Annotated in this window: 18 protein-coding genes, 1 tRNA gene and 1 riboswitch; of the genes, 8 read left to right on the forward strand and 11 right to left on the reverse strand. The window is 65.6% G+C overall.

Annotated features, from left to right (window positions below; genetic code table 11):
• Positions 1-59: 59 nt before the first annotated feature.
• Together mtnK and mtnA are read left to right on the forward strand one after the other, a co-directional pair.
• Positions 60-1,340 (forward strand): S-methyl-5-thioribose kinase, encoded by a 1,281-nt coding sequence (gene mtnK, locus EI545_RS10020; protein WP_125325344.1) that lies wholly within the window; start codon positions 60-62, stop codon positions 1,338-1,340.
• The gene (gene mtnA / locus EI545_RS10025; protein ID WP_125325345.1) at positions 1,337-2,437 is read left to right on the forward strand and encodes an S-methyl-5-thioribose-1-phosphate isomerase; all 1,101 of its coding nucleotides are present in this window, start codon (positions 1,337-1,339) and stop codon (positions 2,435-2,437) included. The genes mtnK and mtnA overlap by 4 nt, the downstream gene beginning before the upstream one ends.
• A 5-nt stretch (positions 2,438-2,442) precedes the next feature.
• On the opposite strand, the gene EI545_RS10030 is transcribed toward mtnA, so the two are convergent.
• A complete protein-coding gene (locus EI545_RS10030) occupies positions 2,443-3,414 on the reverse strand; it encodes a sugar-binding transcriptional regulator (protein WP_125325346.1) in 972 nt (323 codons plus the stop codon).
• 107 nt (positions 3,415-3,521) lie between these two features.
• Here EI545_RS10030 and EI545_RS10035 point away from each other — a divergent pair, with 107 nt between their 5' ends.
• Positions 3,522-5,582 carry a bifunctional aldolase/short-chain dehydrogenase gene (locus EI545_RS10035; RefSeq protein WP_174258174.1) on the forward strand — a complete coding sequence of 687 codons (2,061 nt, stop codon included), beginning with the start codon at positions 3,522-3,524 and terminating at the stop codon, positions 5,580-5,582.
• Here EI545_RS10035 and EI545_RS10040 read toward each other — a convergent pair.
• Complete coding sequence (locus tag EI545_RS10040) at positions 5,579-6,382, reverse strand: SDR family oxidoreductase (protein WP_125325347.1); 804 nt, start codon at positions 6,380-6,382, stop codon at positions 5,579-5,581. The two genes, EI545_RS10035 and EI545_RS10040, sit on opposite strands and share 4 nt — an antisense overlap.
• 82 nt (positions 6,383-6,464) lie before the next feature.
• On the opposite strand from EI545_RS10040, the gene EI545_RS10045 reads away from it, so the two are divergent.
• Positions 6,465-7,268, forward strand: a complete 804-nt coding sequence (locus EI545_RS10045) for an HpcH/HpaI aldolase family protein (protein ID WP_125325348.1) — start codon at positions 6,465-6,467, stop codon at positions 7,266-7,268.
• Here the strand turns inward: EI545_RS10045 and aroC are convergent.
• Positions 7,262-8,365 carry a chorismate synthase gene (gene aroC, locus EI545_RS10050; RefSeq protein ID WP_125325349.1) on the reverse strand — a complete coding sequence of 368 codons (1,104 nt, stop codon included), beginning with the start codon at positions 8,363-8,365 and terminating at the stop codon, positions 7,262-7,264. The genes EI545_RS10045 and aroC overlap by 7 nt on opposite strands.
• Before the next feature lie 117 nt (positions 8,366-8,482).
• Positions 8,483-8,583: riboswitch (TPP riboswitch) on the forward strand.
• Between the two features lie 36 nt (positions 8,584-8,619).
• Between aroC and thiB the strand changes: the two genes are divergently transcribed.
• The 3 genes from thiB (at position 8,620) to EI545_RS10065 (ending at position 11,915) form a co-directional block, all read left to right on the forward strand.
• Positions 8,620-9,603 carry a thiamine ABC transporter substrate binding subunit gene (thiB, locus tag EI545_RS10055; protein WP_125325350.1) on the forward strand — a complete coding sequence of 328 codons (984 nt, stop codon included), beginning with the start codon at positions 8,620-8,622 and terminating at the stop codon, positions 9,601-9,603.
• Positions 9,604-9,703: 100 nt separating this feature from the next.
• A complete protein-coding gene (locus tag EI545_RS10060; protein ID WP_125325351.1) occupies positions 9,704-11,230 on the forward strand; it encodes a thiamine/thiamine pyrophosphate ABC transporter permease ThiP in 1,527 nt (508 codons plus the stop codon).
• Positions 11,217-11,915 carry a thiamine ABC transporter ATP-binding protein gene (locus tag EI545_RS10065; protein WP_125327369.1) on the forward strand — a complete coding sequence of 233 codons (699 nt, stop codon included), beginning with the start codon at positions 11,217-11,219 and terminating at the stop codon, positions 11,913-11,915. Before EI545_RS10060 ends, EI545_RS10065 begins: the two co-directional genes overlap by 14 nt.
• A gap of 58 nt (positions 11,916-11,973) precedes the next feature.
• Here the strand turns inward: EI545_RS10065 and EI545_RS10070 are convergent, their stop codons facing one another.
• From EI545_RS10070 to EI545_RS10105, 8 genes are all read right to left on the reverse strand, one after another.
• Positions 11,974-12,762: a cytochrome c1 gene (locus tag EI545_RS10070; protein WP_125325352.1), complete on the reverse strand. Its 789-nt coding sequence runs from the start codon at positions 12,760-12,762 to the stop codon at positions 11,974-11,976.
• 14 nt (positions 12,763-12,776) lie between these two features.
• Positions 12,777-14,099, reverse strand: coding sequence for a cytochrome b (petB, locus tag EI545_RS10075; RefSeq protein WP_125325353.1), 1,323 nt, complete (start codon positions 14,097-14,099; stop codon positions 12,777-12,779).
• Positions 14,100-14,110: 11 nt separating this feature from the next.
• Positions 14,111-14,683 (reverse strand): ubiquinol-cytochrome c reductase iron-sulfur subunit, encoded by a 573-nt coding sequence (petA, locus tag EI545_RS10080; RefSeq protein WP_125325354.1) that lies wholly within the window; start codon positions 14,681-14,683, stop codon positions 14,111-14,113.
• A gap of 213 nt (positions 14,684-14,896) precedes the next feature.
• On the reverse strand, positions 14,897-15,508 hold the full coding sequence (locus EI545_RS10085) for a glutathione S-transferase (RefSeq protein WP_125325355.1): 612 nt from the start codon (positions 15,506-15,508) through the stop codon (positions 14,897-14,899).
• Positions 15,508-15,816 (reverse strand): hypothetical protein, encoded by a 309-nt coding sequence (locus tag EI545_RS10090; RefSeq protein WP_125325356.1) that lies wholly within the window; start codon positions 15,814-15,816, stop codon positions 15,508-15,510. The genes EI545_RS10085 and EI545_RS10090 overlap by 1 nt, the downstream gene beginning before the upstream one ends.
• Positions 15,817-15,914: 98 nt before the next feature.
• Positions 15,915-16,541, reverse strand: coding sequence for an FMN-binding negative transcriptional regulator (locus tag EI545_RS10095; protein WP_125325357.1), 627 nt, complete (start codon positions 16,539-16,541; stop codon positions 15,915-15,917).
• Positions 16,542-16,791: 250 nt separating this feature from the next.
• Positions 16,792-16,917, reverse strand: a complete 126-nt coding sequence (ykgO, locus tag EI545_RS10100) for a type B 50S ribosomal protein L36 (RefSeq protein WP_023666132.1) — start codon at positions 16,915-16,917, stop codon at positions 16,792-16,794.
• Between the two features lie 74 nt (positions 16,918-16,991).
• Positions 16,992-17,066 (reverse strand) — tRNA-Val (locus tag EI545_RS10105).
• A gap of 224 nt (positions 17,067-17,290) precedes the next feature.
• Here EI545_RS10105 and EI545_RS10110 point away from each other — a divergent pair.
• Positions 17,291-18,094 carry an N-formylglutamate amidohydrolase gene (locus EI545_RS10110; RefSeq protein WP_425471641.1) on the forward strand — a complete coding sequence of 268 codons (804 nt, stop codon included), beginning with the start codon at positions 17,291-17,293 and terminating at the stop codon, positions 18,092-18,094.
• Positions 18,095-18,101 lie beyond the last annotated feature (7 nt).

Raw genomic sequence — 18,101 nt, forward strand, 5'->3', positions numbered from 1 at the left:
TTGACATATGCTGGTTTTTTGGAAATCCTTTCCACAAAGACGGGATCAGGGAGGATTACATGATCGCGCAAGGCTATGTCGCCCATGACTATTCCCCACTGTCACCGGCAACGCTGCCGGACCGGCTGGGGGGGCTTGCCGTCTTGGGGGACCGGGTGGGTCCGGCGGACAGTTGGCAGGTGCGTGAGGTGGGGGATGGCAACCTGAACCTGGTGTTCATCGTGACCGGGTCGGCCGGGTCGGCGGTGGTGAAGCAGGCGCTGCCCTATGTGCGGCTTGTGGGCGAAAGCTGGCCCTTGCCGCTAAGCCGGTCGTTCTTTGAATACAACGCCCTGATCCGGCAAGAGGCGCGGGATCCGGGGTCAGTCCCTTCGGTCTGGCACTTCGATGAAGTGCAGGCGATTGTGGTGATGGAGTATCTGACGCCCCATGTCATCCTGCGCCACGCTTTGGTGGAGGGGCGGCGGGTGGAGGGGCTGGCCGAACGGCTGGGCCAGTTCTGCGCGCGCACGCTGTTCCGGGGGTCGGACCTTTCGATGACTGCAGCGGCGCGGAAGGCCGACCTCGCGCTGTTCGCGGGGAATGTGGCGCTGTGCGACATTACGGAAAACCTGGTGTTCTCCGACCCGTATTTCGACGCGCCGATGAACCGGCATACGGCGGGGCTTGATGGCATAGTAGCGCGGCTGCGGGCGGACCTGTCGCTGAAGGTCGCGGCGCAGCACCTGAAGATGGCGTTCACCAGTCGGGCCGAGACGATGCTGCATGGTGATCTGCACACCGGGTCGATCATGGTGACGGATACCGAGACCAAGGTCATCGACCCCGAGTTTGCCACCTATGGCCCCATCGGCTTTGACGTCGGCATGCTGATCGCCAACTTCCTGATGGCGCATTTGTCCCAGCCGGGGCATGAGGCGCGCGCCGGCGACCGGGCAGGCCAGCAGGACTGGCTTTTGTCGGTGGTGGAAGGGATTTGGGAGACGTTTGTCGCCGAATTCTCGCACCTCTGGCGGACGGAGCGGCGGGGGATCCTGTATCAGGCCAGCCTTTATGAGGATCAGGGGCATGCGCTGGGGTCAGAGCAGGCGCTGTCGGATGTGATCGGGCGGATCTGGGTCGATACCGTAGGGTTCTGCGGGGTGGAGATGCACCGGCGTATCCTTGGGCTGGCGCATAACGCCGACTTTGAGCGGATCGCGGATGAGGGCCGCCGCGCGGCCTGTGAGGCGCGGGCGCTGGCGATGGGGCGGCAGTTGATGGTGGGAGCGGCATCGATGCCGGGGATCACGGCGCTGACCGCGATGGCGCGGCGGATGGACAAGGAGGATCACCTGTGAAGATCGATGGAACCCCCTACCGCACCATCTGGCAAGACGCTGGTGGCGTGGTGCAGGTGATCGACCAGCGCTGGCTGCCGCACGAGTTTCGTGTGGTGCCCCTGCGGACACGGGCCGAGTTTGCCACCGCGATCCGCGACATGTGGGTACGGGGCGCGCCCCTGATCGGGGCGACGGCGGCTTGGGGGGTGGCGGTGCAGATGGCCGTCGATGCCTCAGACGCCTCGCTGGCCGAGACGTGGGAGGTCTTGCACGACACGCGCCCCACGGCCATCAACCTGCGCTGGGCGCTGGATGAGATGCGGCGGGTGCTATCGCCCTTGCCGCCTGCGATGCGGGCGACGGCTGCCGCCAGGCGGGCTGCAGAGATTTGTGATGAGGATGTGGAGATCAACCGTCAGATTGGGCTGCACGGGCTGGAGATCATCAAGGCGATTGCGGCGCGGAAGTCGGGGCCGGTCAACATCCTGACCCATTGCAACGCGGGCTGGCTGGCAACGGTGGACTGGGGCACTGCGACCAGCCCGATCTACCATGCCGATGCGGCGGGCATCCCGGTGCATGTCTTTGTGGATGAGACCCGCCCCCGCAATCAGGGCGCGCAGCTGACCGCGTGGGAGTTGAACAGCCATGGCATCAGCCATGACCTGATCGTCGATAACGCCGGTGGCCATCTGATGCAGCATGGCGAGGTGGATATGGTCATCGTCGGCACCGACCGCACCACCGCGCGGGGCGATGTGTGCAACAAGATCGGGACCTACCTCAAGGCGCTGGCGGCACGCGCGAATGGGGTGCCGTTCTACGTGGCGCTGCCCTCGCCCACCATCGACTGGCGCGTGCATGACGGCGTGCGCGAGATCCCGATTGAGGAGCGGAACGGGGCGGAGGTGACGCTTGTGCAGGGCCGCACGAAGGACGGACGGATCGAAAGTGTCCAGATTTCCCCCGATGGCACCGGCGCGCGGAACCCGGCCTTTGACGTGACGCCTGCGGAACTGGTGACGGGACTGCTGACCGAACGGGGGCTTTGCCCGGCGACCGAAGCCGGAATGGCGGCGATGTTTCCGGACCTGAAGGCCGCTGTCGCGGCATGACGGCCCTAGTCGGTGGCCAGAAGCGCCTCGGCCACCGTGCTGCCTGTCACCAGATGCGTGACATAGCCACCCCGGATCGCAGCGCGCGTCGCCTCCACCTTGTCGAGGCCGGGGGTGACCAAGATGCCCATCTCCAGCCCCACAAGGCGGGGGAGCGGGATGCCGATCATCCTCTCCTCCATCGGGCCGGGAAGCTGTTGGCCGTCCTTGTCGACGAACCGCCCGCAGATCACGCCGACGGCCCCTTGGGCGACGTTCCAATCCAGATCCTCGCGCGTGGCAAGGCCGCTGAGGACGATATGGCTGTCCGCCGTGGCGGTGCCGACCGAGAAGAGGAGTTTGTTGACCGTCTCCAGCTGGTCGAGCTGCGTGCGCAGGATGGGTTCCTCGCGCAGTTCCGCCGCAAGGGCGGCGCGGCTGAGGATCGCGGGCGCATGCAAGTTCAAGCACCGCGCGCCAAGGCGTTGGGCAAGGCGGGTCGAACACGCCTCGGCCGTAAAGCCGTAAGGCGTGGCCATCGAGCCGACGAGTTGCAGCACCGTCAGATCGTCCACCGGCCGCGCCTCAACGATTTCCGCCAGTTCGTAGACCGTGCGGCCCCAAGCCACGCCAAGCCGGTCACCGGGGGCGATCAGGTCCAGAAGCCAGTTGGCCGCACCGCGCACGATGCGCTGGAAGGCTTCTTCGGTCGTCGTCCCCTCATCCGGGATGACATAGGCACCGCGCAGGCCGAAACGGTCGGACAGTTCCAGCGCAAGGCGGTGGGTGGTGAAGGCGGGCGCGGCAAGGGTGATGCGGATCAGGCCCTTTTCCCGCGCCTCTTGCAGGTAGTTGACGACGGTGGCGCGGGAAATGCCCAGCGCCTCGGCGATGTCCTGCTGGTTGCGGCCATCCTGATAATACATCCAGGCCACCTGAATGACCGCATTCTCACCGCTTACCTGCGCCAGATTGCGCCGCCGCGTCATTCCGTTCATGCCCAACCCCAGTTGCAGCAGGTCTTTGACCTTTGACAATGCTAAGTGACAAAAGTAAAAAAACCAAGCGTGGCGCGTGTCATGACCAGACATAGCAGGAGACCCCGATGATCGCCAATCTCTGGACGGATGCTGAGGCCAAGGCGATGCAGGACACGGCGGGCGCTGACCCCTTGGCGCGGGAACTGGCGCTGCGGGTGCTGACGTCACGGCTGATCGGGCGGGACCCGGATCTGGTGATGCATGGCGGGGGGAATACCTCGCTGAAATCCACGGCTTTGGACGTGTTCGGCGACGCGGTTGAAGTCTTGCACATCAAGGGATCGGGCTGGGACCTTGAGGTGATCGAGGCGAAGGGTCTGCCTGCCGTGCGGATGGAGCCGTTGATGCGGCTGCGGGGGCTGGTCGCCCTGTCGGATGAGGCGATGGTGAATGTCCAGCGGTTGAACCTTCTGGACCCAAGCGCGCCGAACCCGTCGGTGGAAACGCTGCTGCACGCCTGGATCCCGCACAAATATGTGGACCACACGCATGCGACGGCGTTTCTGGTGCTGGCCAACCTGCCTGAGGTGGCGGCGGCCACGAAGGAACTGTTCGGCGACCGGCTGACGCTGGTGCCCTATGTGATGCCGGGCTTTGCGTTGGCCAAGGCGGCGGCTGAGGCGTTTGAGCGGAACCCTGAGGCGGAGGGGCTGCTGCTGGTCAACCACGGCCACTTCGCCTGGGGGCCTGACGCGAAGGCCAGCTATGACCGGATCGTGGAGCATACCAATCTGGTGGAGGCATGGTTGGCCGACCGCCGCCCGGCACCTTTGGTGCCTGCGGCGGCATTGCCTGCGGACCGCGTCGCGCCGGTGTTGGCCGCATTGCGGGGGGCGTTGGCTTTGGCCTTGCCGGAGAGTGCTCCGCTGCCAGTCCTGGACCTGCGGGCGGATGATGGGGCGCGGGCCTTTTGCGCACGCGCTGATCTTGAGGCGCTGGCGTTGCGGGGCGTGGCGACGCCGGACCATGTGATCCGCACCAAGGCGGAGCCTTTGGTCCTGCGCCGCGCCGTGCAGACGGCTGACGGCATGCGCGCGGCGGTGCAGGAATTCACCGCCCGCTACCGCGCCTATTTCGACGCCCATGCACCGATGGCGACAGAGAAGAAAACCATGCTGGCCCCGATGCCCGGCCTTGTCTGGCTGGAAGGCGCGGGGATCGTGGGGGTGGGGGCCACCGCCGCCGCAGCCCGGATTGCCGCCGACATCGGCCTGCAATCGGCCCGTGTGCGAGCGGATGGCGAGGCGGCGGGGGGGTTCTTTCCCATCGGGCAAAGCGACCTGTTCGACATGGAATACTGGTCACTGGAGCAGGCGAAGCTGGGCAGCGGCAAGGCCCCGCCGTTGCAGGGGCGCGTGGTGCTGGTGACCGGCGGGGCGGGGGCAATTGGCATGGCCTCGGCCCGCGCCTTCGCGGCGCAGGGGGCGACGGTGTTCCTGGTGGACCGGCCGGGTGAGGCTTTGGACAAGGCTATCGCCGCGCTGGGGCGGGACCATGGCGGCTTTGGCTGTGACATCACCGCGCCTGGGGCGGCGGCGGCGGCGGTTCAGGCCTGTGTAGCGCGGTTTGGTGGGGTGGATATCCTGCTTTCGAACGCAGGCGCTGCGGTGACGGGCGACATTGCCACGCTGGACGACAAGACCCTGCGGGAAAGTTTTGAGCTGAACTTCTTCGCCCATCTGGCGTTCTCACAAGCCGCCATCGCGGTCTTCCGGGCGCAAGTGGCGGGGCGCGGGGTTCGGGGGGCGGAACCGGGGCAGATCCTGTTCAACGTCTCCAAGCAGGCAGTGAACCCGGGCAAGGGCTTTGCCGCCTATGGCCTGCCAAAGGCCACGACCTTCTTTCTGCTGCGCCAGCTTGCGCTGGAACTGGGGGCTGAGGGTATCCGCGTCAACGGGATCAATGCTGACCGCATCCGGTCTGGCCTGCTGTCGGCCGACATGATCGCCGCCCGGTCCACCGCCCGGGGGGTGGATGAGGCGACCTATATGGCCGGCAACCTGCTGCGGCTTGAAGTGGAAGCCCGGCATGTGGCCGAGGCTTTCGTGATGCTGGCGCGGGCCGAACGGACCACGGGCCATGTGATGACCGTGGACGGCGGCAATATCGAGGCGGCGCTGCGCTAAAGCGTCATCGGGCCGGTGGGCACGGGCGGGCCTGCGGGAAAGGCCCCCCAAACCCCTTGGTCCAGATTGACGATGGCCCCGGTCATCAGCCCCGCGTCCTCCGACACGATGAAGTTGACCGCGCGGGCCACCTCATCCGGGTCGATCAGACGGCCAAAGGGCAGGCGGGCGCTGGCCTTTGCCTCCCACTCCGGATCGCCGGTTTCGGACAGTTGCAGGGCGCGCTCCTGATCGGTGGACATCCAGCCGGGGTTCAGCTGGTTCACCCGGATGCGGTTGCCCATAACGGCAAAGGCGGTGTTGGCGGTCAGCGTGACCAGCGCCCCTTTCGACGCGCAATAGGCGCTGATGAAGGGCTGCCCCGCCATGGCCGAGGTTGACCCGATGTTCAGGATCGCGCCTGCGATGCCATCGCGGATCATCAGGCGGATCGCCTCTTGCATCAGGAAGAACGGCGCGCGGACGTTGGTGGCGAACATAGCGTCGAAAAGGTCGGGTGAGGTGGTCAGGATCGTGCCCCGGTCGGTGATCGCGGCGGCGTTCACCAGAACGTCGATCCGGCCAAAGCGCTGGTCAGCCGTGGCGATGATCCGGCGGCAGTCATCCACCTGTGCCAGATCGCCAGCCACAAAGACCGCCGGGCATGGCAGGCTGTCCATCACTGCCTGCCCGCGCGCGGCATTGCGGCCTGTCACCACGACGCCCGCCGCCCCCGCCGCCGCCAGCCTGCGGGCAATCGCCGCGCCAAGGCCTTGCGTCGATCCGGTGACCACGCAAACCTTGCCATCCATCCGGTTCATGTTCCGTCCCCCGTTGTTGTCCGACTTGCATATCGGCAGGGTTTCCGCCACGCAATGAGACGTCGGTTTCGGGGGGAACAGTATGACCAAGCTGCGCAAGATCTGGGACGCAGGCAAACCAAGCCTGAATGCCTGGTGTTCCATCGGCAATGCCTTCACGGCGGAAATCATGGCGGCGCAGGGGTTCGACTCTGTCACCGTCGACATGCAGCACGGCGCGCTGGACTACAGCGACCTGTTGCCCATGCTGCAGGCGATGCGCGGCAGCGGGGCCACGTTGCTGGCCCGGGTGCCGTGGCTGGACCCGGCCCATGTGATGAAGGCGCTTGATGCAGGGGCCGAGGGGATCATCTGCCCGATGGTCAACACGGGCGATGAGGCGGCAGCACTGGTCAGCTACATGCGCTATCCGCCCCATGGTACGCGCAGCTTTGGCCCGACACGCGCCGCCTTTGCCCATGGCGCGGGCTATGCCGAGACGGCGAATGCGCGGCTTCTGGCCTTTGCGATGGTCGAGACGGCGGAGGGATTTGCCAACCTTGACGCCATCGCCGCGACACCCGGGCTGGACGGCATCTATGTCGGGCCGACGGACCTGACCCTGTCGCTCAGCGCGGGGCGGCTGGCCCCCAAGCTGGACCGGGACGAACCCGAGATGGTTGCCGCATTGCAACGCATCGCCGCCGCCTGTCAGGCGCATGGCATCATCGCCGCGCTGCATTGTGGAACAGCGGACTATGCCAACCGCGCCATCGGCTGGGGCTACCGGATGGTCACCGTCGGCGGGGACACGCGGTTCCTGTCAGCCGCGGCGGCCGCAGCGGTGGCCGAATTTCGCAGCCTGAGCGGTACGACTGCGACCGAGGCGACCCGCGCCGCCTATTGACCGATCGGGCCCCGGACCCCGCCGGTCTGGCCCCGGTCAAGCAGCAGGTGGTCTAGGAGGACGCAGGCCATCATCGCCTCGCCCACCGGCACGGCGCGGATGCCGACGCAGGGGTCGTGGCGGCCCTTGGTCACAAGGTCCACCTCGGCACCGCCGGTGGTGATGGTCTGGCGGGGGGTCAGGATGCTGGAGGTGGGCTTGACCGCAAAGCGGCAAACGACCGGCTGGCCGGTCGAGATGCCGCCAAGGATGCCGCCGGCGTGGTTCGACAGATACTCTGGCCCGTTTGGCCCCATGCGGATCTCGTCGGCGTTTTCCACGCCGGTCAGCGCGGCGGCGGCCATGCCTTCGCCGATCTCGACCCCCTTGACCGCGTTGATCGACATCATCGCGGCGGCAAGATCGCTGTCCAGCTTGCCATAGATCGGCGCGCCAAGGCCGGGGGGGACGCCTTCTGCCATGACCTCGATCACGGCGCCGACGGAATTGTGCGACAGGCGCAGGTCATCCAGATACTCCGCCCATTCGGCTGCGGCGACGGGATCAGGCACCCAGAACGGGTTCCGCTCGATCTCCTCCGCGTCAAAGCGGCTGCGGTCGATGCCCTTGACGCCCATCTGCACCATGTAACCGGTGATCTTCAGCCCCGGCACCAGTGCCGCCAAGGCGGCCCGCGCCACGCCGCCTGCGGCAACCCGGCTGGCCGTTTCGCGCGCGCTGGAGCGTCCGCCACCGCGCGGGTCACGCAGGCCGTATTTCTGGTGATAGGTGATGTCGGCATGACCGGGGCGGAAACTTTGGGCGATGTCGCCATAGTCCTTTGACCGCTGGTCGGTGTTCTCGATCATCAGTTGAATGGGCGTTCCAGTCGTCCGCCCCTCATACACGCCCGAGAGGATGCGCACCTCATCCGGTTCTTTCCGCTGGGTGGTGAACTTGTTCTGGCCGGGCTTGCGCCGGTCCAGCCAAGGCTGGATGTCAGCTTCCGACAGCGCGACGCCCGGCGGGCAGCCATCCACCGTGCAACCGATGGCCGGCCCATGGCTTTCGCCCCAGGTGGTGACGCGGAAGAGGTGGCCGAAGGTGTTCAGGCTCATGTCAGGCTCATGTCGCAGGGATGTCTTCCCTTAAGCCATGGCCTTTGCGGGATAAAGCCCCTTCGGCAAGCCGCGGCAACAGCGCCCCTTGCGCCTGCGGAGCCTTTGCCTATTCTTGGCGTTACCTCGGGGTGCCTGGCAACAGGCTGAGATGCGAAAGCGAACCCGTCGAACCTGAACCGGATCATACCGGCGGAGGGAAGGTGCATGGGCTTCTCCATCCCCGACCATTCCGTCGCATCATGGAGAGACCTATGAGAACCACACTCCTTGCTGCGGGCCTGTCTGTCATTGCCATCCCGGCGCTGGCGGAAACACCCGTCCTGACTGTCCTGACCTATGACAGTTTCACCTCTGAATGGGGCCCCGGCCCCGCGATCGAGACCGCGTTCGAGGCGACCTGCGCCTGCGACCTGCGCTTTGTGCCCGCAGGTGATGGCGCGGCGCTTCTGGCGCGCATCCAGCTGGAAGGGGCCGCGTCCGAAGCGGATGTTGTCCTTGGCCTTGACAGCAACCTGACCGCCGACGCTGCCGCGACCGGTCTGTTTGCGCCGCATGGTCAGACGGTTGCGAATACCCTGCCGGTGGACTTTGCAGACCCGCTGTTTCTGCCCTTCGACTGGGGCTGGTTCGCCTTTGTCCATGACCGCAGCAAGCTGCCGCAAGCGCCCACGTCCTTTGACGCGCTTGCCGCGTCCGACCTGAAGATCGTTATTCAGGACCCGCGGTCTTCCACCCCCGGCCTTGGCCTGCTGATGTGGGTGAAGGCCGCCCACGGCGACCGCGCGGCCGAGGTTTGGGCCGCCCTTGCCGACAATATCGTGACGGTCACCCCCGGCTGGTCCGAAGCCTATGGCCTGTTTCTGGAAGGTGAGGCGGATATGGTGCTGTCTTACACCACCTCGCCCGCCTATCACCTGATCGCGGAAAGCGATGACACCAAGGCCGCCGCCCTGTTCGACGAAGGCCATTACCTGCAGATCGAAGTGGCCGGGAAGCTGGCCGCGAGCGACCAGCCGGAACTGGCGGACCAGTTTCTGGCCTTCATGCAGACCGATGCGTTCCAGTCGGTGATCCCGCAGACCAACTGGATGTACCCCGCCGTGACCCCGACGGCCGGGCTGCCGGAAGGGTTTGACACCTTCCGCCCGGCAAAATCACTGCTCCTGTCGCCTTTGGATGCGCAGGCCGCCCGCGACCCGGCCTTGGCCGAGTGGCAAGCAGCCCTGGCACGCTGACCTTGCAACGCAACCGGCCCTTTGCAGTCTCGCCCCTCCCCTCCCCCTTGTGGGGAGGGGAGGGGGGTGGGGGTCACCTTGCAGAGGGGGCGCAGACGGCATGACCCGCGCTGTGCCCTCCATTATTGCGCTTTGCCTTCTGGCGCTGGTGATCGCGCCCTTGGTCGCGGTGGCGCTCCGGGGGGCGGGCGTGTCGCTTGGCCCGGCGGACTGGGCGGCGGTGCGTTTTACTGTGACGCAAGCGGTGCTGTCGGCATTGATATCGACCGTCCTTGCCATCCCCGTGGCGCGGGCGCTGGCGCGGCGGCGGTTCTTTGGGCGGGGGGCTTTGGTTACGCTGATGGGGGCCCCCTTCCTATTGCCTGCCGTTGTCGCGGTGCTTGGCCTTCTGGCGGTGTTTGGTCGGTCGGGGTTGTTGAACAGCGGCCTTGCGGCACTTGGCCTGCCGCCCGTTTCGATCTTTGGCCTTCAAGGCGTGCTTCTGGCGCATGTGTTCCTGAACCTGCCTTTGGCGGTGCGAATGATCCTGCAAGGCTGGCTGGCCATCCCGGCGGAGCGGTTCCGTCTGGCCCAGTCGCTTGGCTTTGGCCCGGCCCAGATGCTGCGCCATCTGGAAGCCCCGATGCTGCGTGAGGTTGTTCCCGGCGTTGCATTGGTGATCCTGGTGATCTGCCTGACCAGCTTTGCCGTGGTCCTGACGCTTGGCGGCGGGCCTGCCGCCACCACGATCGAACTGGCGATCTATCAGGCGGTGCGCTTTGACTTTGATCTTGCCCGCGCGGCGGGGCTGGCGGGGGTGCAGGTTGTGATCTGTGCACTGGCCGCCCTTGCCGCATGGGTGCTGATGCGTCCTGCCGGGTTCGGCGCGGGTTTGGACCGTCAAGCGCAGATCCCGGCCCCCGGCGGGTGGCGGAGCATGGCAGATGGAGCAACGCTGGCCGCCGCCACGCTGTTCCTGATCCTGCCGCTGCTGGCCGTCGCCCTGCGCGGGGTGCCCGGCCTGGCTGACTTGCCGCCCTCGGTCCTGCCAGCCGCGTTGCGGTCAGTCCTTGTGGCGCTGGCCTCGGCCACACTGACCAGCGCTGCCGCACTCGCACTGGCGCTGGCCGTCGCCCGCAAGCCAAGCGTTCTGGCCGGGGCTGCGGCGACCTTGCCGCTGGCCACCTCTGGTCTAGTGCTGGGAACCGGGCTGTTCCTGATCGTCCAGCCCTTCACCCCGCCGATGACCGTTGCCCTGCCCGTGACGATTCTGGTCAACATGGCCCTGACGCTGCCGTACCTCTATCGCATCCTGTTGCCGCAGGCCCGGGCGCTGCGGTCCGATTATGGGCGGTTGGCCGACAGTCTTGGCCTTCAGGGCTGGTCCCGCCTGCGCTGGCTGATCCTGCCCCGCCTTGCCCGACCCTTGGGCTTTGGCGCCGGGATTGCCGCCGCCCTTTCGATGGGCGACCTTGGTGCCATCGCGCTTTTTGCTGGCGAACGGCAAGCCACCTTGCCGCTGGTCGTCCAGCAACTTACGGGTGCCTACCGGTTGGAGGCCGCTTCCGCCGCCTCGCTGGTTCTGGTCACTTTGTCCTTCGCCCTGTTCTGGGCCTGCGATGCCGGAGGCCGCCGTGCTGCAGCTTGACCACCTGACCCTGCGCATGGGTGATTTCACCCTGACCGCCGATTGGACCGCAACGGCCGGTCAGCATATCGCGGTGATCGGGCCGTCAGGCGCAGGGAAATCCACGCTTTTGTCGGCCATCGCCGGGTTCCTGACCCCGGCAGAGGGGCGTATCCTGTGGCAGGGTCAGGATCTTGTCGCCGTTCCGCCGGGGGACCGGCCGGTGACGATCCTGTTTCAGGACCAGAACCTGTTTCCGCATCTGACCATCGCGCAGAACCTTGGCCTTGGGGTGCGGCCCGACCTTCGGCTGTCGCCTAACGACCATGCCCGGATCGAGGCTGCCCTTGCCCGCACCGGGCTTGCGGGCCTTGGCCCGCGCCGCCCGGCGCAGCTTTCGGGCGGGCAGGCCAGCCGGGCCGCATTGGCCCGCGCTCTCCTCCGCGCAAGGCCGATCCTGTTGCTGGATGAGCCCTTCGCCGCCCTTGGCCCTGCTCTGCGGGCTGAAATGCTGACATTGGTGCGCGACGTGGCCAGTGAAACCGGCGCATTGGTCCTGATGGTGACGCACGATCCCGATGACGCCATCGCTTTGGGTGGCAAGACCTGCTTTGTCGCCGACGGGGTCGCGCAGCCGCCCGTTGAGACACGTCAGTTGTTCGACGCACCGCCACCAGCCCTGCGCGCCTATCTGGGCCCGGGCTGACCCTGAAATGAAGAACCCCGCCTGTTGGCGGGGTTTTCCTTGGAAGTTGGGCGACAGATCAGGCGGTCTTGCGCCCCTTGACGCCGGACCAGAGCCGCTTGTTCGTCAGATACAGCAGCGTCGACAGGATGATCAGGAAGATCACGCTGACAAAGCCCGCCTCACGCCGCGCCATCAGCTTGGGCTCGGCCGCCCACATCAGGAACGATGCCACATCCTCGGCCATTTGCGGAAGGGTCGCAGCGGTGCCGTCGGCATAGGTGACCTGGTCATCGTACAAAGGCTGCGTCATCGCGATCCAGCCGCCCGGGAAGGCGGTGTTTTCGTAGAAGTAGCTGCCAAACTCTTCCTTTTCCTCACCCGTGTAGCCGGTGAGGATCGAGTAGATGTATTCCGGACCGCCCATCCCCTTGGTCAGTTGGTTGATGCCAGTGCCATAGGGGCCATGGAAGCCCGCCCTTGCCTTGGCCATCAGGCTAAGGTCGGGGGCGTTTTCCATGCTGGACATCGGGAAGTGGTCCGTCGGGATGCCGTCGCGGTCTTCGCCGGTTTCCCGGTCAGTCACCGTAAACTGGGCCGCATAGGCGCGGACCTGATCTTCCGGCAGCATCGGCCCGCCTTCATCGGCCAGCGTGCGGAGCGGCACGAACTTCATGCCATGGCAGGCCGAGCAAACCTCGGTATAGACCTGAAGGCCGCGCTGCAGCTGGAACTGGTCGAACCGGCCGAACGGGCCTTCATGGGCAAAGTCGATATCCTCGACATGGCCTTCGCCGCCGGCCGCATGGACGGCACCAACCGACAGCGCCATGACCGATACGGCAGTGAGTGCGATTTTCCTGAACATTTTCAGTTTCCTTCTCACTCGGCCGGGTGGGCTTTGGGGCCGTAGTGGGCGTTGAAGTCTTGCTCGATCGTCGCAGGCTGTGGCAGCGGTTTCTCGATCACGCCCAGAAGCGGCAGGATGATCAGGAAATACGCGAACCAGTAGGTCGAGGCGATCAGGCTGATCGTGGCATAGGGTTCTTCCGCCGGCATGGCACCGACCCACATCAGCACGACAAAGTCGACGCAGAGAAGGGCGAACCACCACTTGAACATCGGGCGATACCGGCCCGACCGCACCGAGGAGGTGTCCAGCCAAGGCGCAAGCGCCATGACCGCGATGGCACCGAACATCGCCAGCACGCCGAAGAACTTGGCGTCGATGATGCCGAAGGACAGCCATTCAACCGCGATGACAACCCAGACGTCCGCGGTAAAGGCCCGCAGGATCGCGTAGAACGGCAGGAAGTACCATTCCGGCACGATATGCGCAGGCGTCGACAGCGGATTGGCCTGAACGTAGTTGTCAGGGTGGCCAAGGAAGTTCGGCATGAAGCCGACGACCGCGAAGAACACCGTCAGGATCACCGCCAGCGCGAACAGATCCTTGATCACGAAGTAGGGCCAGAACGGCAGGGTGTCACGCTCGGCCTCTTCCTTCGACCCGCGGCGCACTTCAACACCCGTGGGGTTGTTGTTGCCGGTGGTGTGGAAGGCCCAGATATGCACCGCAACCAGCGCGGCGATCACGAAGGGCAGCAGATAGTGCAGGCTGAAGAAGCGGTTCAGCGTGGCGTTGTCCACGGCAGGGCCGCCCAGAAGCCAGGTCTGGATCGGTTCGCCAATGCCCGGGATCGCGCCGAAGAGGCCGGTGATCACCGTGGCGCCCCAGAACGACATCTGGCCCCAAGGCAAAACGTAACCCATAAACGCCGTCGCCATCATCGCCAGATAGATCAGCATGCCGATGATCCACGTCACCTCACGCGGGGCTTTGTAGCTGCCGTAGTAGAGGCCGCGGAAGATGTGCAGGTAGACGGCAAGGAAGAACAGCGAGGCACCGTTCTGGTGCAGATAGCGGATCATGTGACCGCCATTCACGTTGCGCATGATGTGTTCGACCGACGCGAAGGCGAAATCGACATGCGGGGTGTAGTGCATCACCAGAACGATCCCGGTGATGATCTGCAGCGCCAGACAGAAGGTCAGGACGATGCCCCAGATCCACATCCAGTTCAGGTTCTTCGGGGTTGGCAGCATCAGGGTGTCATAGGCAAGCCCGACGATGGGCAGCCGCTTGTACAGCCACTTTTCACCACCGGTCTTGGGTTCGTAATGGTCGTGCGGAATTCCGGCCATGATGCTGTTCCTTACCCGAGCTTGATGGTGGTTTCGTCTTCAAACACCGCAACCGGCACGGGCAGGTTGCGGGGGGCGGGGCCTTTGCGGATCCGGCCGGCACTGTCATAGTGCGACCCGTGGCAAGGGCAGAACCAGCCGCCAAACTCACCCGCGCCATCGCCGATCGGGACGCAGCCAAGGTGAGTGCAGACGCCGATCATCACCAGCCATTCGCCGGCATCGTCCAGCGTACGGTTGGCGTCAGAGGCGTCGGAACCCGGCTTGTTGGGGTTTTCCGACAGCGGATCAGGCAGTTCGGCCACATCGGTGGCGCGCGCCGCCTCGATCTCTTCGGGGGCGCGGCGACGGATGAACACCGGCTTGCCCAGATACTTCACGGTCAGTTGCGTCCCAACCTCAACCGCCGAGACATCGACACGGATCGAGGCGAGGGCCTGCACATCCGCCGAAGGATTCATCTGGTTTACCAGCGGCCAGACGGCGGCCCCAGTGGCAACCACCCCGGCACCTGCCGTTGCATAGTACAGGAAATCCCGCCGAGTGCCTTCGCCGGTGCCTGCGTGATCGTCTGCGTGCGACACGAGATTTTCTCCCCTACCAGACCGGCAACAGCCAGCCCTATATCATGACGGGGCCGCGCATGGACCGACCCCTCCGCCGCGCTATCTAGCGGGGCGTTGCGGACTCGTCCAGCGGACAAAGGCGCGCAGGGCAATCAAATTCCCCGATACCGCTGCCAAAGCGTCGCACTTTCCGTGGGGTTGGGGGCCTTGCCGACCGGGCAGGCCGCCGGATCAGGCCTGGACAGGTTGCGTTGCGACCATCGCGGGACGCTGGGCAAATTCGCCCCACCATGCCGTCAGCGCAGGCCGCGCGCCACGCCAGTCACGCTGGGGTTGCCGAAAGTCGAGATAGCCCAAGGCCACGCCCAGCGCGATCTGCCCCATGTCCAGCGGTCCGGCCAGATGGCTTGTCCAGCGGTCTTCGATGGCGCTGAGCGCGCGGTCGATCTTGGTCCACTGCGCCTCAACCCATTCGGGGGACTGGCTGGCCGCCGGGCGAACATGTTCTTCGTACCGCATCAGCACAGCCGCATCCGAGATGCCGTCTGCCGTTGCCTCCAGCACGAGGGTATCCCACAGGCGAGGTGCCGGGGGGTAAAGGCCTGCACCAAGCGTATCGTCAAGATAGCGGCAGATCACCCGGCTGTCATACAGTGTTGGGCCATCCTCCCGCTCCAGCGCGGGGATCTTGCCCAACGGGTTGCGATCCACCGGCAAGGTGCCGGGGTTCAATGGGTTGCCAGAAGCAGGGACCAGCGTCACCCGGTCAACAGCGCCCGTTTCGTGCAAAAGCACCATGACCTTGCGGACAAAGGGCGAGGCGGCGGCGTGGTAAAGGCGCATCAGTCACCCTTGGCAATGCGGAAGCGGGCAATGAAGGCCGCGTCCACCGAAAACGTCCGCCCACCGATCCGGATCACGCGCACCATCCGTGCCGAAGCGTTGGTCTGCGTCATGCCGTCCGCTGCGCGATCTTCCGGCTGATGGACTGACAGCCCCTCTCCCATGTCGTCCAGAGCATCCTCGACCCGCTGGTCGGTGCGGCCGGGGTGGGTCCGCGCGCGGATCAACCGCGTCACGGCGTATCCGGCCGAGGCAACGGCCCCAAGGCGCAAGGCAAGGGGCAACAGCGGTGCAAGCGGAAGGGGCATCGGACGATCCTTGGTCGGGACTTTGAGATTAAGGCCGTCGCATTGTGCTGTAAACTGAAACCGACAGGTCGTGTGGCCAGGTCGTGAGGGTGTTGGACCTAAGCCTTTGGCACTGCCCGCATCAGGGCGGCGATGGCCTGAGCGGCCTCATTCCCCTTGGCCAAGGCCGCCGCGGCCCGTTCACGCACGTCGGCGGGCTTGTTCTGGTTCAGCTTCCAGGTCCCATCGACACTGGTGATCCGCAGCCTGAATGGCAGGATCATCCGCATCATCCTTGGCATGGCGCCTTCGGTCATCTTTGCCGACGTCCAGGGGGCCTTCCCTGCGATTCGCTGCTCATGCTCTGCCGAAAGCGCATCGACATGCGGACGCAGGGCGTCTTCCGGCAAAGGCTCCAGCACGCCGCGCAGGTGAACGGCGATGTAGTTCCAGGTTGGCACCTGATCGGGCACCTCGGCATGCGGGCCATACCAGTCGGGCGAGACATAGGCGTCAGGCCCGGACACGGCCAGAAGCGCAGGCGCAGGCAGACCGGCGCGGACTATGGCGTTGGAGCGCGCAAGGTGCAGATCGGCTGTCGCGGAATCGTCGGACAGGTGAAAGGGAACATGTGCGGCCAGTGGACCATCCGGGCCATTGACCACAAGGGTGCCAAAGCCCCGGACGCGGGCGAAGGCAAGGTTCTGGTCGGCGGGCGACTGGCGGAATGCGGGGTTGGGGTGCAAGGCGGGCAACCTGATTGGTGAACACCAGCGTTTATCGAATCGAGCGGCTTGCGCCGCAAGCCTTTTCCCTGCGCCTCTGCGCGCAAGCGCGCAACCGGCTGGGTCGATGGGGGCATCCTGCCCCCAAACCCCCTGGGAGTATTTGGAAAAGAGCAACTGTGGTTGCGGTCGCGTTTGGGCAAAGACGAATGACAAAGGCCGCCCGGGTTGCCCCTGGGCGGCCTGTTGATCCGGTCTGCTGAACGCAGTCTCAGCCCTGGCGGGCTTTGTAGCGTTTTTGCGTCTTGTTGATCACATAGACGCGGCCTTTACGGCGCACGACCTGGCAATCGCGGTGACGCGTCTTCAGCGAGCGGAGCGAGTTGGCGACTTTCATGGTCGACCCTCCCATTTCGCGGCGCGGACCTGCGCCAGATTGAAACCCATGCCCCCCGGATGGGAGGCGGCGAATGGTGGGCGGTACTGGGATCGAACCAGTGGCCACTACGATGTCAACGTAGTGCTCTACCGCTGAGCTAACCGCCCACTTTGCCAAAACGTCCCGCCGTGCCCGTTCCATTATACGAAAAGGACGCGGGCGGAACCGCGTCGGTCAGGGCGGTGCTATACTGAGTCGTCTTCGGGCCTGCAAGGGGTTTTGGCTTTTCAGGAAACTGCGGCTATATCGGAAGGAAGTGCAGGAGGTGCGCGTGCGGCAAACGACGTCCGAGGCCTACAGGTTGATCCGCCCCACAGAGCAGGTGGGGCCCGTGATCTTTGCTTCACCACATTCCGGGCGCGACTACGAAGCAGAGTTTCTGGCGCAGGTGGTGCTGGACCGCAAGGCGATCCGGTCGTCGGAAGATGCCTTTGTGGACCGGCTTTTTGATATGGCGCCGGACATGGGCGCGCCGCTTCTGACCGCGCGGGCGCCACGGGCGTTTCTGGACCTGAACCGCGCGGCGGATGAGCTTGACCCCGGCGTGATCGAAGGCATCCAGCGCGTGCCGCACAATCCTCGCATCAGTTCCGGTCTGGGGGTGATTCCCCGGGTGGTCGCTGGTGGCAGGGCGATCTATCGCGGCAAGCTGACTCTGGCCGAGGCCGAAGCGCGGATCACCCGATTCTGGCACCCCTATCATCAGGCGCTTGCCGCCTTGATCGAAGAGGCGCAGGCGGATTTCGGGTCGGCGGTGCTGATCGACTGCCATTCGATGCCACATGAGGCGATCGAGGCGCATACCCGTCCCGGCCAACCCCGACCGGAAGTGGTGCTGGGCGACCGCTATGGCGTGGCCGCCGGGCGTGAGGTGATGGACCGCGTCGAAGCGGCATTTGCCGCAGCGGGTCTGCGGGTGGTGCGCAACGCGCCTTTCGCGGGGGCCTATGTGGCGCAGGCCTACGGTCGCCCGTCACGCGGGGTGCATGTCGTACAGGTCGAGATTGACCGGGCGCTTTACATGGACGAGGCGCGGGTCGAGCCTTTGCCGGGCTTCGCCGCCTTCCGCGAGCTGATGGGGGGCGTCGTTGCCGACCTTCTGCGTCCGTCCGAGGTTGCGCTGGCGGCGGAGTAAGCTGCCG

The organism is Tabrizicola piscis (assembly GCF_003940805.1).
Lineage (GTDB): Bacteria > Pseudomonadota > Alphaproteobacteria > Rhodobacterales > Rhodobacteraceae > Tabrizicola > Tabrizicola piscis.